The sequence below is a fragment of the Nocardia sp. NPDC055165 genome (assembly GCF_053606985.1).
Map to the genome: position 1 here is coordinate 125,765 of NZ_JBSGSS010000011.1, position 13,536 is coordinate 139,300.

The 13,536-nt window shown below is 68.9% G+C and carries 11 protein-coding genes; 4 read left to right on the forward strand and 7 right to left on the reverse strand.

Going from position 1 to position 13,536, the window contains the following annotated elements:
• Nucleotides 1–81: 81 nt before the first annotated feature.
• Nucleotides 82–1,467 carry a class II 3-deoxy-7-phosphoheptulonate synthase gene (locus ACWFRF_RS23050; protein ID WP_378636602.1) on the forward strand — a complete coding sequence of 462 codons (1,386 nt, stop codon included), beginning with the start codon at nt 82–84 and terminating at the stop codon, nt 1,465–1,467.
• Nucleotides 1,468–1,509: 42 nt separating this feature from the next.
• Nucleotides 1,510–1,758 carry a hypothetical protein gene (locus ACWFRF_RS23055; RefSeq protein ID WP_379312816.1) on the forward strand — a complete coding sequence of 83 codons (249 nt, stop codon included), beginning with the start codon at nt 1,510–1,512 and terminating at the stop codon, nt 1,756–1,758.
• Nucleotides 1,759–1,789: 31 nt separating this feature from the next.
• Here ACWFRF_RS23055 and pknB read toward each other — a convergent pair whose 3' ends face one another.
• Nucleotides 1,790–3,712, reverse strand: coding sequence for a Stk1 family PASTA domain-containing Ser/Thr kinase (gene pknB, locus ACWFRF_RS23060; RefSeq protein WP_452452269.1), 1,923 nt, complete (start codon nt 3,710–3,712; stop codon nt 1,790–1,792).
• Nucleotides 3,713–3,837: 125 nt separating this feature from the next.
• On the opposite strand from pknB, the gene ACWFRF_RS23065 reads away from it, so the two are divergent.
• Nucleotides 3,838–4,206: an Rv2175c family DNA-binding protein gene (locus tag ACWFRF_RS23065; protein WP_379312815.1), complete on the forward strand. Its 369-nt coding sequence runs from the start codon at nt 3,838–3,840 to the stop codon at nt 4,204–4,206.
• 62 nt (nt 4,207–4,268) lie between these two features.
• Here ACWFRF_RS23065 and ACWFRF_RS23070 read toward each other — a convergent pair whose 3' ends face one another.
• From ACWFRF_RS23070 to ACWFRF_RS23085, 4 genes are all read right to left on the reverse strand, one after another.
• Nucleotides 4,269–5,333 carry a phytoene/squalene synthase family protein gene (locus tag ACWFRF_RS23070; protein ID WP_452452174.1) on the reverse strand — a complete coding sequence of 355 codons (1,065 nt, stop codon included), beginning with the start codon at nt 5,331–5,333 and terminating at the stop codon, nt 4,269–4,271.
• Between the two features lie 32 nt (nt 5,334–5,365).
• Complete coding sequence (locus ACWFRF_RS23075) at nt 5,366–7,027, reverse strand: alpha-(1->6)-mannopyranosyltransferase A (protein ID WP_378660424.1); 1,662 nt, start codon at nt 7,025–7,027, stop codon at nt 5,366–5,368.
• 101 nt (nt 7,028–7,128) lie between these two features.
• The gene (gene crtI / locus ACWFRF_RS23080) at nt 7,129–8,721 is read right to left on the reverse strand and encodes a phytoene desaturase family protein (RefSeq protein ID WP_452452176.1); all 1,593 of its coding nucleotides are present in this window, start codon (nt 8,719–8,721) and stop codon (nt 7,129–7,131) included.
• Nucleotides 8,722–8,734: 13 nt separating this feature from the next.
• The gene (locus tag ACWFRF_RS23085) at nt 8,735–9,889 is read right to left on the reverse strand and encodes a polyprenyl synthetase family protein (protein WP_379312817.1); all 1,155 of its coding nucleotides are present in this window, start codon (nt 9,887–9,889) and stop codon (nt 8,735–8,737) included.
• Between the two features lie 250 nt (nt 9,890–10,139).
• Here ACWFRF_RS23085 and ACWFRF_RS23090 point away from each other — a divergent pair, with 250 nt between their 5' ends.
• On the forward strand, nt 10,140–11,141 hold the full coding sequence (locus ACWFRF_RS23090) for a methylenetetrahydrofolate reductase (protein ID WP_378636616.1): 1,002 nt from the start codon (nt 10,140–10,142) through the stop codon (nt 11,139–11,141).
• 9 nt (nt 11,142–11,150) lie between these two features.
• Here the strand turns inward: ACWFRF_RS23090 and ACWFRF_RS23095 are convergent, their stop codons facing one another.
• Entirely contained in the window at nt 11,151–11,729 is a 579-nt protein-coding gene (locus ACWFRF_RS23095) for a DUF2867 domain-containing protein (protein WP_379312812.1), read from the reverse strand.
• Between the two features lie 151 nt (nt 11,730–11,880).
• The gene (locus tag ACWFRF_RS23100; protein ID WP_452452179.1) at nt 11,881–13,458 is read right to left on the reverse strand and encodes a DHA2 family efflux MFS transporter permease subunit; all 1,578 of its coding nucleotides are present in this window, start codon (nt 13,456–13,458) and stop codon (nt 11,881–11,883) included.
• Nucleotides 13,459–13,536 lie beyond the last annotated feature (78 nt).

Consider the following 13,536-nt stretch of genomic DNA (forward strand, 5'->3'; position numbering starts at 1 on the left):
GTGCGTGCTTCGCACGGGTCGGCGGTGGCTTCGCGGGTACGCCGGATAGTCGCTCGGACGCGCGGGTCGTATTCTGATCTGGTGACCTGGACCGTCGACGTACCCATTGACCGTTTGCCGGAACTGCCGCCGCTGCCCGAAGAGCTGCGTGGTCGCCTCGATGCCGCGCTGGCCCGGCCCGCTCTGCAGCAGCCGTCCTGGGACGCCGACGAGGCCGCCACCATGCGCACCGTGCTGGAGAGCGTGCCACCGATCTGCCTGCCCGCCGAGGTGGAGGACCTCAAGGCGCAGCTGGCCGCTGTCGCGCGCGGTGAGGCGTTCCTCATGCAGGGCGGTGACTGCGCGGAGACCTTCGCCGACAACACCGAGCCCCACATCCGCGGCAATATCCGCACGCTGCTGCAGATGGCCGTGGTACTCACCTACGGCGCGAGTATGCCGGTGGTGAAGGTGGCACGGATCGCGGGCCAGTACGCCAAGCCGCGTTCGTCCGACACCGACGCGCTGGGCCTGAAGTCCTACCGCGGCGACATGGTGAACTCGCTCGTCGCCGACGAGGCCCTGCGTCGTCACGACCCGTCGCGTCTGGTCCGTGCCTACGCCAACGCCAGCGCCGCGATGAACCTGGTTCGCGCCCTGACCAGCGCGGGCACCGCCGACCTGCACCGCCTGCACGACTGGAACCGTGACTTCGTCGCCCAGTCGCCCGCGGGCGCGCGCTACGAGACCCTCGCCGAGGAGATCGACCGCGGTCTGCGCTTCATGGCCGCCTGTCAGGTCAACGACCCGAGCCTGAAGACCGCGCGTATCTACGCCTCGCACGAGGCGCTCGTCCTCGACTACGAGCGCGCGATGCTGCGGCTGAGCGAGTCCGAGACCGGCGAACCGCTGCTCTACGACCTGTCCGCGCACTTCCTGTGGATCGGCGAGCGCACCCGTCAGCTCGACGGCGCCCACATCGCGCTGGCCGAACTTCTCGCGAACCCGATCGGGCTCAAGATCGGGCCCACCACCACGCCGGAACTGGCCGTGGAATACGTCGAGCGGCTCGACCCGAACAACGAGCCCGGCCGGCTCACCCTGGTCGCCCGCATGGGCAACGGCAAAGTGCGCGATGTGCTGCCCCCGATCATCGAGAAGGTGCAGGCCACCGGCCACCAGGTCATCTGGCAGTGCGACCCCATGCACGGCAACACCCACGAGTCGTCCACCGGTTTCAAGACCCGCCACTTCGACCGCATCGTCGACGAGGTCCAGGGCTTCTTCGAGGTGCACCACGCCCTCGGCACCCACCCCGGCGGCCTGCACATCGAGCTGACCGGCGAGAACGTCACCGAGTGCCTCGGCGGCGCCCAGGACATCTCCGATCTCGACCTGGGCGGCCGCTACGAAACGGCCTGCGACCCCCGCCTGAACACCCAGCAGTCGCTGGAACTGTCGTTCTTGGTCGCGGAGATGCTGCGCTGAGGCTACGCTGACGGGGGGAGTTCAACTATGAAGGGGGAGAAAATGTTCCGTAGATTCACAGCCGTGGCCTTGCTCGGCATCGCGGTGTCGGTCGGCAGCGTGGGCACCGCGAACGCCTGGTGGCGCAATGAGGTGGCGGGCCCGATGCCAACTCCTGCAGCGTGTAACGACCTACGGCAGGCGACCTACGACCAGGCCGCGAACAACGGTCTGCAGGAGTTCTCGGCGGGCGAGTGTTACGACACCGGCGACGGCTGGTCGTTCCGGCTCCGCTACTGGGTGCCGGACTGATCCTCCCCGTAGGTGCGGCGCTGCCGGTTTGTCAGATCGGCAGCGCCGTCAGGGTAACGGTGCTGCCTGCCATCACGAACCCGCCGAATCCCGGCACCTGCCCGACGACGTGCCCTTTCTCGTTCTCGACCATCTGCTTCACTTCGACCCGCAATCCGAGCTGCTGCAGCCGGTTGCGCGCTTCGGCCACGGTATTGCCGATGACCGACGGAATCTTCACCGAGTTCGACACGATGAGGTGCACGGAGTCCCCGGACTGCAGCGTGGTTCCCACGGCTGGATCTGTGCCGATTGCCTTGCCGCCCTCGACATCGTCGGCGAACTGGGTGCGCGTCTCGGCGACCCGCAGCCCGGCAGCGGTCAGGGCCTGGGCGGCCTGTTCGGCGGATTTTCCCTTGACATCGGGCACGTTCACAGGCTGAGAACCCTTGCTGCGGTACACCTTCACCTGCGCGCCCATCGGCAGGATCGTGCCGGGCGCCGGCTCCACCTTGGCCAGCGAACCCTTCGGCGCGGTACTGGCCGCCTCGCCGCTGTCGATCGGCTGCAAACCGGCATCGCGGATCGCCTGGTTGGTGGCGGCGAGCTGGTCGCCGGGCTTGATATCGGGCACCCGCGGTTTGCCGTTGGAGATCAGCACCGCGACCGTGGAACTCTTGGTCACCCGCGACCCGGCCGACGGCTCGGAGCCGACGACCCCGCCCACCGGCACCGTGTCGGAGGCCTTCTGCCGCAACTCCGTCTCGAAACCGGCTTCCTGCAGGACCGCGACGGCCCGCTCGGAGTCCATGCCCGCGATCGGCGGCACTGCGGTGTAGCGACCGACGCCGAGCCACCAGCCGCCGATACCGACCAGCAGGGTCAGCGCGGTGACGATGCCCACCCACACCAAACCTGTTCGGCGCGAATGATCGTCGCCACCACCGAACGCGCTCGCCGCCGGTGCGGGGGCGTACTCCTCCGGGCGTGGGCGCGGTGCGGTGACCACCCGGGTGTGGTGCGGTTCGGGCGCGGGGGAATGGTGCGCGGCCATCGGCGGCGGGGTTGCCGGGCGCTCGCCGGGATGATGCGCGGCGCCGGTCTGATAGCTCTCGCTGAGATGTTCGGCCGAATCGCGCGGTGCGGGCACCCGGTAGGGCGGCAGATTCAGTTCCATCGCGATCGTCTGCAGTTTCGCCGCCATCTCGTTGGCGTCGGCGAAGCGCTGCGCGGGGTCGCGGGAGGTGGCCTTGGCGACCAACGCGTCGAATTCGGGCGGTACGCCACCGATGAGGTTGCTCGGGGCGGGCACATCGTTCTCGACCCGCTGATACGCCACCGACAGCGAGTTGTCGCCGGTGAACGGCACCCGCCCGGTGAGCAGTTCGAAGATCAGGACGCCGAAGGAGTACACGTCGCTGCGGGCATCGGCGGTGCCGGTGGTGACCTGCTCGGGGGACAGGTAGGCGGCCGTGCCGAGGATCACGCTCGCGGAGGTGGTGTTGGCCGCGGCCACGGCGCGGACCAGGCCGAAGTCGGCGATCTTCACCTCGCCCGCGTCGGAGATCAGCACGTTCTCCGGCTTCACATCGCGGTGCACCAGGCCTGCGTCGTGGGCGGTGCCGATCGCGCGCAGCACCGGCTCGGCCACGGCGCGCACGGCGTGCGGCGGCATCGGCCCGCGTTCGCGCAGCAGCTCGCGCAGCGTGCCGCCCTCGACCAGTTCCATGATCAGGAACGGGTATTCGCCATCGACGCCCTGGTCGTACACGGCGACCAGCGACGGATGCTTGAGCTTGGCCACCGCCCGCGCCTCGAACTCGAAACGGCTGAGGAACTGCGGGTCAGCGGCGAACTTCGGGTCCATCACCTTGATCGCGACGGGGCGATCGAGCCGGGTGTCGGTCCCGCGGAAGACCATCGACATCCCGCCGCGAGCGATCGGCGCATCGATGCGATAGCGCCCTTCCAGCATCTGGCCGATCAAGTGATGTCCTCCGGCATTCAACCGGCCGCCGTGTGCGGCCACCACGATGGTAACCGGGTGGTGTGGGCATGCCAGACGATGCGTGCGTGCTGACACGTACTACCGTTGTGGGAGTGAGTGCCTTCCCCTGCAGCGACGACGTGCTGCCCGACACCGAAACCATCGTCTCGCTTCCCGAGGCGGCCGATATACTCGGCGTCCCGGTCACCTCGGTGCACCAATTGCTGCGTGACCACCAGATCCTCGCGATCCGCCGGCACGGCGTCGTGGGCATTCCGTCCCGCTTCTTCGATTCCGAGGACGAGATCGTCCGCATGCTTCCCGGCGTGATCACCGTCATGCGCGACGCCAAGTACACCGACGAGGACATCCTCGGCTGGCTCTACACCGACGATCCTTCCCTGCCCGGGCGCCCGGTGGACGCTCTGCACGGGCAATTGGCCCGCGAGGTAGTTCGCCGCGCGCACGCTGAACCCTTCTGATCGTCACACCGCAGGATCGCGCGCGGCCGCGGGCAGCGGCCGTCGCGAGCGAACCGCGGTAACTAGCCGCCGGTGAAACCCTTGGCGGCGACCAGGATCCGGCGACGGCGGGGGACCGTGGCCCGGGTGGTGAAGACCTGGTAGTCGGCCGCTTCGATGCGGTCGAGGATTTCGGCGTAGAGGATGGCGGCGGTGGTGATCGCCGGGCGTACGCGGGGGGCGAGCAGGGCGATGCCGGGGACGGCTTGCCGGTAGATGTCGCGGTTGACGGCGATCAGGTGGGCCAGCGCACGCCGCAGCGGTGTGTCGGTGTGGCCCCGATGACGGCAGTCGCGCAGGTGGGCTTCGTCTACGCCGAACGCCGTCAGCTCGTCGGTGGGCAGGTAGACGCGGTCGCGGTCGAGGTCTTCGGCGACATCGCGCAGGAAATTGGTGAGCTGGAAGGCCTCGCCGAGGGCAGCGGCGGCCGGTTCGGCCTCGGCGACGGGGACGACGGTGCCCAGGACCGGCAGTAGCTGCAGGCCGATGGCGGCGGCGGACCCGCGCATGTACTCGCGGAGCTCGCTCATCGTGGCGTAGCGGGTGCGGTGGGTGGCCGTACCGGGGACGTCCATGCGCATGGCGTCGAGGAATGTCCAGAGGTGGGTGTGCGCGATGTCGTAGCGGCTGATGGTGTCCGCGGCCGCGGTGATGATCTGGCGGCGGCGCGGGTCGGTGCTGTCGATGTCGCCGTGTTCGAGGGCCAGTCGCAGGTGTTTCTCGACGAGGTCGAGGTGCTGGGCGGGGGAGACGTCGACGACCTGCGCGGGTTCACTCGGCACGTGCCGCTGGGTGGTGGTGAGCCGCGCAGGGGCGCGTCCGCCGGCGACGAGGTGGGTCGGGGCGAGGCTGTACCGGGCGCCGTCGCGGGGGTCGAGGACGCGCGCGGGGTTGTCGGCATGGTCAACGATGTCGTCGACCATCCTGGCGAAGGCGTACAGCGCGTGTACCGCTCGCCGACGTTCCGGTGAGAGCAGTGTGGTGGCCAGGTAGTAGGTGCGCCCGTGCTCGGCGGCGATCCGCCGGCAACTCGCGTAGGCCGCATCCAGCTCGCTGGTCAGCGGTCGGGCATCTCCGGGCACGTTCACGGTGTCGCGTCGAAGCCTCTGCGCGCGAGGGCTCATGCTCGAACTGGCGGCGCCGATTCCGTGGCAACGGCCTTCGAACCGGCCGAACGCAGATGCAGCGGATCGACGGTGCGCAGCGACACCGCCGCGACCACGGCGGCGAAGGTCGCCAGCGCGACATGCCAGAAGTTGTAGAGGCCGATCGACCCGTCGGGCTGGAACACCAGCATCAGCCACGTGCAGATCCCGACCAGCCACATCAACGTGCGGGTCGACATCGCGAACCCGGCGGCCAGCGCGAGCGGCCACGAGTAGTACCAGGGCAGTGCGGCGGGGGAGAGCAGCACGATCGCGACGAACGCGATGATGATGCCCATCACGGCCTCGCGCTCACTGTGCCGGAACCGCCACCAGGTCGCGACGAGCAGCGCGACCATGGCGATCTGGCACAGCAGGCGGGTCACGTCCAGTACGGAGTTGAAATCGAGCGGGGTCACCCAGGTGACCATGTGCGCGAGAATCGTCGGCAGCGACAGCCAATTGATGATCTTGTTCGAGCCCTGCAACGCGGTGACCCAGCCGAAGCCGACTCCCGCGATCACCGACGCCGCGCCGAACACCAGCGCGAACACGCCGACGCCGATACCGGCGATCTTGGCGAAGACGAACAGCGGGTGCGGCATGTCCGCGGACGGTCTTGCAGCGTCGGGGTGTTTCTGTTCCTCGGCGAGTGCGGCGTCGGAATCCACCGCGGCTCGCCGCTCGGCGGCTCGCCGTTCCTTCTCGTGCAGAATCCAGATCCACACCAGGAACGGAAGCGCCACGCCTGCCGTCGCCTTGATCGCCACGCCGATGGCGACCACCACGATGCCGGCCACATGATGGCGTTCGAGCACGAGCGCGACGCCCGCGCACATCAGCCCGACCATCAGCATCTCGTTGTGCACGCCACCGATCAGGTGCACCAGCACCAGCGGGTTGAGCACGGCCAGCCACAGCGCGACCGTCGGCTTTCCGCCCAGATGCTTGGTCAGATACGGCACCGCCCACATCATCAGCGCCAGTCCGGGCAGCATGACGACGCGCAGCGCGATGGTCCCGGCGATGACGTTCTCGCCGGTGAGCGAGGTGATCGCACGGCCCATCAACAAGAAGACGGGGCCGTACGGTGCGGTGGTGGTGGTCCAGACCGGGCTCACGTTGTCCAGCAGCACGCCGGGATTGGCGACGGGACCCACCTGATAGGGGTCGAAACCGTCACGCAACAGGGCACCCTGGGCGAGGTAGGAGTAGGAGTCACGGCTGAACATCGGCGCCGCGAACAGCAGGGGCGTGATCCAGATACCGACGATCGCCCGCAACTCGTTGAGCGTGACCGTCGATTCGCCCTTGCCGATGGTGGTGCGACCCAGCCGGACCCACGCCGTGATCATCAGCAGCACGCCGATCCAGATCACGATCGTCGACAGCACGTATCCGTGGCCGAATCGCAGCCACGACAGGTGCAGCGCTTCGAGCAGCGGATCGCGCTTGCGAACAGCCCCCGCGCCGAAGCCACCGAAGGTGATCATCATGGCGCCGAAGAAACCCATCAGAGCAGCGTGGCCCTCGGGGCTCCTGGCGAACTCGCCTGCGGTGCGCAGCCAGGTCCGGACGCCCGGGTCGCTCCCGGCGGGTAGGTGACGCTGGCGCTCGAGGGTGCGCGTGTTGTCCATGGTGCCTACGGTCGTCTCGGAGGGCGGCATGTTCGGTCGGTCCCCCCGGATGGTCGGCGGTCGCAACCGCGAGCTGATAAGTCGGCCGTCAGTTTACGGCTTCAAGTTGGAACACTAACCCGGTGGTCGGTACCGGCGTGTGCCCGGCTGCCGGTGATTCGTGCCGCCGCCAGCTTGCCGGACAGCAGTGTGGTGGGCACACCCACCCCCGGAGTGGTGCCGCAACCTGCGAGAACGACGTTGTCCACGCCCCTTGGCAGATTGCGTGGCCGGAAGGGCCCGGTTTGCCGGAATACGTGGGCGAGGGAGAACGGTGTGCCCGCGATCATGCCCTGGGCGGCCCAGGTGGCGGGCGTGTCGAGGTGGTCGACTCGGAAATGTTCGGCGATGCCGGTGTAGCCGCGCCGCTCCAGTTCCGCGAGCAACTCGCGCAGGTAGGCGGGGGCGAGCCGGTCCCAGTCGAGCGGGGCGGCGGTCAGGTTGGGGCACGGCGCGAGCACCGACAGCGGTTCGAAGCGCCCGGTAGCCCGGTCGACGAACTGGTCGGCGTCGGTGAGCGCGGGCCGGGTGAGCAGCAGCGACGGATCGCTCATGAGCCGGCCGCGACCCTTGCGCGCGGCGATCTCGGCGAAGGTCTGTGCCCAGGCGGCGCCGAACTCGATGGTGTGATGGGCCTGCACGGGCCAGCGTGCGGCGATCTCGGCCGCGATGGTGCCGTGGGCGACGACGGCCGACGGTGAGGCGCGCAGGCCGCGACGGTGGCGCAGGCCGAATGTCGGCAGTGACGCGATGTCGGCGGTGAGGACCACCGCGTCGCAGGGGTAGGTGCGCCCGTCGGCGGTGTGCACGGCTTCGGCGCGTCGGCCACGGGCCGCGCCCTTCTGTCCCTGTCCGTTCGGTGTCCGTCCGGGGCGATAGTCGATGCCGTCGACCTCGGCATTCAGTACGAGCTGACCACCCGCGGCCGTGAACGCCTCGGCGAGCGCCGCCGTGATCGCGCGCATTCCGCCTTCGGGGAAGTAGACACCCAGGCAGGTGTCCATGTTCGGGATCGCGCCGTAGACGGCGAGCGCGTCATCCGGCGACATGCCCGCGTACAGCGCCTGGAAGGTGAACAGCCTGGTCAGTCGTTCGTCGCCCAGAAAGGACCGTACGCGCGGCCCGAGTTTTCCGAAGCCGCCGAGCTTGGCGAGTGCGGTGAGCGCGGCCCTGGAGCGCGGTGTGCGCACCATGTCGAGCGGCGAATCGAAATCGGCGTTCATGAACTCGTCGAACTCGGCGTCGTAGACGCGGCCGAGCCAGTCGCGCAGTCGGCGGTAGTTGCGCGCTTCAGCAGGCCCGCAAGCACTTTCGATCTCGGCGGCCATCTGGTCGGCGTCGTCGAAGACGCGGATGTCGCTGCCGTCGGCGAAGCGTGCGTGATAGGCGGGAGCGAGGCGGTGGATGCGCAGGCCGACGCTCTGCCTGGTGTGCCCGACGGCGGCCAGCGCGTCGTCGATGACCTCCGGCAAGGTGAGTACCGTTGCGCCGCTGTCGATCTCGTAGTCGTCGAATCGGTATCGGCCCACCCGGCCGCCCGGATGATCGGCCCGTTCCAGCACCGTCACCTCGCGACCCGCGCCCCGCAGGTGCAGCGCGGCCGCCAGACCTGCCAGCCCGGCCCCGACTACGACGACATGATTCGCTTGTCCCACAACACTTTTCCTATCAGGCCGCGCGGCGAGTGGCAGCCAGTGCCATGGCGTGGAGCAACTGCTTGGCCTCCGGCGTCGCGGAACTGGTCGCGATCGCGGCGAGCCCGGTGTCGGTGAGCTCGGTGATCCGGCGCTCCACCTCGTCGACCGCACCCAGGTCGGTGAGCACTGTGCGCAGCCGGTCGACGGCGGCATCGTCGAGGTCCGTGCCGAGGCCGGTCCGGATCAGGGCGGCGGCGGCCGGATCGGCCCGGCGCAGCGCCTCCGCGATCAACACAGTCCGCTTGCCCTCCCGCAGGTCGTCGCCCGACGGCTTTCCGGTCACCGCCGGGTCGCCGAACACGCCGAGCAGGTCGTCACGCAGCTGGAACGCGATCCCCACGTCGGTTCCGTAGATCCGCAGCGCGTCCACCAGCGCCTCGTCGGCACCCGCCAGCGCCGCGCCCAGATGCAACGGCCGTTCGATCGTGTACGCGGCGGTTTTGTACCGGTTGATCCGCAATGCGGCCTCGACCGACTCGTCGCCGCCCGCCTCGCCGTTGATGTCGAGGAGTTGCCCACCGAGCACCTCGGTCCGCATCCGGGCCCACACCGGTGCGAACCGGGCCAGCGCCCGTGGGCTCAAACCGGCCTCGTGCACCAGATCGTCCGCCCAGGCCAGCGCGAGATCGCCGATCAGAATCGCGACCGCCGAGCCGTAGGCGGCGCCGTCGCCGGGCCAGCCCGCCGCCGCGTGCCGATCCTCGAACTCGATGTGCACGGTCGGGAACCCGCGCCGAGTGCGCGAGGAGTCGATGATGTCGTCGTGCACGAGCGCGCACGCCTGCACCAATTCCAGTGCCGAACAGGCGGTGAGTACCGCGGCGGCATCCGGCCCGGCGGGATCGCCACCGGCGCCCAGCCAGCCGGTCCACGCGAATCCCGGTCGCGTCCGCTTGCCGCCCCGAACCACGAACTGTCCGAGCGCCTCGACGGCGTCGAGGAAGACGGGCCCCAGCGGCTCGACGATCTCACGCCGGGTGGCGAAGAAGCTGGTCAGCACCTGTTCGACAGCGGCGACGAAGGCCGGCGTGCCCGGGGTCAGCGCGACGAGGTCGACCGAGGTCAGAGCGTCGGCGGCGGACCGGGATAGCGGGGTACCGATTCCGGCGGACAGGGCGGCCTCCAGGGGCGAAGTGGGCGAACAGCGGGACCGGTTGGGCACTCGGTGGTGCGGTCACCAGCGTTGTCCCGAACGATACGCGGGCGGACCGGGCGCGCTCTCGGCGCACAGGGCCGCTGCGACGCAGCCCACATCCGGGTTTCCGCGGTGCTACCGTCCGCGGGCACGTTCATCGGCCTTGACGCATTGTCCGGTGTTCGGCGCCCGGTTTCCCAGTCGGTGCCGGGGCGCCATCGCGTCCCACTAGACTGAGCCGGTGGATTTCGACAATGGACGGGGAAGTTCGACCCCAGATCGACCCGCCCAGCGGCCGTCGATCGTCTCGAACACCCCCTCGGTGGTGCAGAGTCTGCGCACCCATTCGGGCAACGGCGTGCCGTTCTCCGTGGAGTTCAACCCTCCGCGAGACGAAGCGGGCGAGGCTCGGTTGTGGCGCGCGGTCCGCGAGTTCGAACGCATGCATCCCGCCTTCGTGTCGATGACCTACGGCGCGGGCGGTTCCACCCGCGACCGCACCGTGCGCATCACCGGTGCGCTCGCGCAGGAAACCACCCTGCTCCCGGTCGCCCACCTCACCGCGGTCGGGCACAGCATCGCCGAACTGCGCTCCCTGATCGGGTCCTACGCCGACTCCGGCATCTGCAATGTCCTGGTTCTGCGTGGTGACCCGCCCGGTGACCCGCTGGGTGAATGGGCCAAGCACCCCGGCGGGGTCGAATACGCGGAGGAACTGGTCCGCATCGTGCGCGATCTCGGCGACTTCCACGTCGGCGTCGCCTCGTTCCCCCAGGGCCACCACCGCTCGCCCGACCTCGACCACGACACCCACCACCTGGCGGCGAAACTCCGTGCGGGAGCGGAGTATTCGATCACCCAGATGTTCTTCGACGTCGAGCACTATCTGCGTCTGCGTGATCGCGTGATCGCCATGGACCCCATCGAGGGCGCCAAGCCGATCATCCCCGAGCTGATGCCCATCACCTCCCTGCGCACGGTCGCCCGCGCCGAAGAACTCAGCGGCCGCCCCGTCCCCGCCGACGTGGTAGCCCGCCTCACCCGCGCGGCAGGTACCGGCCCGGAGGAGGACCGCGCCGCCGTCCGCGCCGAAGGCATCCAGATCGCCACCGAAATGGCCCAGCGCCTCACCGAAGAAGGCGCCCCCTGCCTCCACTTCATCACCTTGAACTTCGCCAAGGCCACCAGCGAAGTCCTCACCAACCTCGGCTACGGAGTATCCGCCGCCCCGCTCAGCGCGTAGGAACAGCGCTTACCGCGTCACGGCGAGGTCGTTCCAGGTGCGTTCCCAGCTGCGGGTCATCGCCGGGTAGACGATGCCGTAGCGGAAGGGCTTGATCAGGGCCATGTAGAGGCGGCCGAATCGACCGTTGGGCTTCACCAGGACCGCCATTTGTAGGTGGTAGCCGGTGGTGTCGGGGACCCAGCCCAGGTGCATGATGCCGTGCATCGTGCCGTTGGCGATTTCGGCGGCGTATTCGTTGTCGAGGACGTAGAGGGCGGTGAGTGGGCCGTCTTCGGCGGGGATGTCGGTGTCGCGCAGGTCGGCGGGCAGGCGCTCGCGCAGAGACGGGACGCGGGTGCCGGTGCCCGCGTCTTCGCGGTCCCAGCCGAACAGTTCGCCCAGCTTCCAGCGGATCTTGAACAGCAGGCCGCTGATGCCGGTGGACTCGGAGGCGCGTTCGGCCTGGAGGGCGGCGAGTAGGGCGGGGAAGTCGTCGGGGCCCGCGCCGGGGGTGCGGAACTGCCAGATGTCCTCGACGTCGAAGTCGGGGGCGATCTCGTGGATGCGCCAAGGCTGGTCGGTGTGGGCCGATTCGGGTAGTCGCATAGCGGGGACCTCCATGTGTACGGCGGCGTATACGTCGAGAATACCGCTGATATACGCCTACGTATAGAAAGGGGGAGTGTGATTGATGCGGGCTTGACGACCGGGCAGCGTGGGGGCCGCGGAACGAGTCCGGGCCCCCGGTGGACCGGTGCTACTCGTGTCGTTCGGGTGTGACGAATGCCGTAGTGGCCAAGGCGAGCACGAGCAGGCCGGCGCACAGGTAGCTCGCCACCTCGATGCCCGCGGCCATGGCCGCGCGCGCCGCTTCCGCGATGGGCAGTGTGTTCGGGTTTTCGGCGAACGCTCCGATCACCGAACCGGCGCTGTCGGTGACGGTCGACTCCAGTTGCCGCACTTCGGGTTCGGGCAGGCCCGCGTCGGTCAGGCGGTCGCGCAGGCCGGTGCCGACGGTACTGAAGTAGATGGTGGTGAGGACGGCGATGCCCAATGCTGAGCCGAGTTCCCGTGCCGCGCTTTGAATTCCCGAGCCCTGTCCCGCGCTCTCGCCCGGCACGTCGGCGAGCACGATATTGGTGACCTGGGCGGTCGCGAAGCCGACGCCGATGCCGTAGACGAACAGCGCGAGCGCGATCGACCACCAGCTGCTGTCCGCCGCGGCGAACAATCCGAGCAGCGCCAGTCCGGCCGCTTCCAGCAGCAAGCCGATCCTGACCTGGCCCAAGGCCGAGATCGAGGCCGTCAACGAGAAACTCGCGCCGCTGGCGACGAAACTGCCGATCGCGAGCGGCATCAGGGCGAGTCCGGCCTGCAGCGCGGTGTAGTCGAGGGCGAATTGCATCCACAGCGGCAGGACCGCGATGATGCCGAACTCGCCGACGCCGACGATCAGTGTCACCACATTGCCCCTGCGGAACGAATCGATCGAGAACAGCCGCACGTCGACCAGCGGTTCCCCGTCGGTGCGTTCGAGTCGCGCCTGCCTGTGCCAGAAGAGCCCGACGACGAGTGCGGCGCCTGTGAACGCGACGAGAACCGGTGAAGGCCCACTGCGCCAAGCGAACCCGCCGATGCTCAGCGGCTCGGTCGCGAACAGCCAGCCATAATGCCGACCCTCGATCATGGCGAAGGCGAGCAGGCCGAGGCCGAGCGCGGACTGGGCCGCCCCGAGCCAATCGACGCGACCGGCGTTCTTCGGTGCGGCGGGGAGGTAGACCAGCACGGCCACCATGATCAGCGCGACCGCGGGGATGTTGATGCCGAAAGCCCACCGCCAGGAGAAGCCGGCCAGCCAGCCGCCGAGCAGCGGGCCGAGCGCCGCGGCCGCGCCGATCGTGGATCCCCAGATCGCGAAGGCCTGTCCGCGAGCCTTTCCGGTGAATGCCGCGTTCACCAGAGCCAGCGAGGTCGGCAGGATCATCGCCCCGCCGACGCCCTGCAGGAAGCGGGCCGCGATGAGCAGGCCGCCACTGGGCGCGAGCGCGGCGAGCAGGCTGGTGGCGCCGAAGACGACCAACCCGATCAGGAACAGCCTGCGTGCGCCGTAGAGATCGCTGAGTCGACCGGCGACCAGGAGGAGCGCGGCGAAAACGATCGCGTACGACTCCTGGATCCATTGCGCCTGAATCGAGGTGATCGCCAAGTCCTCGACGATCGGCGCGAGGATCACGTTCACGATCGTCAGGTCGACCACGATCAACGCGACGCCGAGTGAGACGGCGATCAGCCCCAGCCACAAGCGCAGCGGTGGAGTCTCGGTTTCTGTCCGCACTATACCTCCGTCATAAAGTTACTTTACGATGAAGGTAAATGGCGGGCCGGTAAGTTGTCAATCGGTGATCGACGAGAG

Excerpts from the sequence above, each read along its gene's own strand:
- ACWFRF_RS23055 (WP_379312816.1), top strand. The coding sequence starts at position 1,510 with ATGTTCCGTAGATTCACAGCCGTGGCCTTGCTCGGCATCGCGGTGTCG.
- pknB (WP_452452269.1), bottom strand. The coding sequence starts at position 3,712 with ATGCTGGAAGGGCGCTATCGCATCGATGCGCCGATCGCTCGCGGCGGG.
- ACWFRF_RS23075 (WP_378660424.1), bottom strand. The coding sequence starts at position 7,027 with ATGGACAACACGCGCACCCTCGAGCGCCAGCGTCACCTACCCGCCGGG.
- ACWFRF_RS23095 (WP_379312812.1), bottom strand. The coding sequence starts at position 11,729 with ATGCGACTACCCGAATCGGCCCACACCGACCAGCCTTGGCGCATCCAC.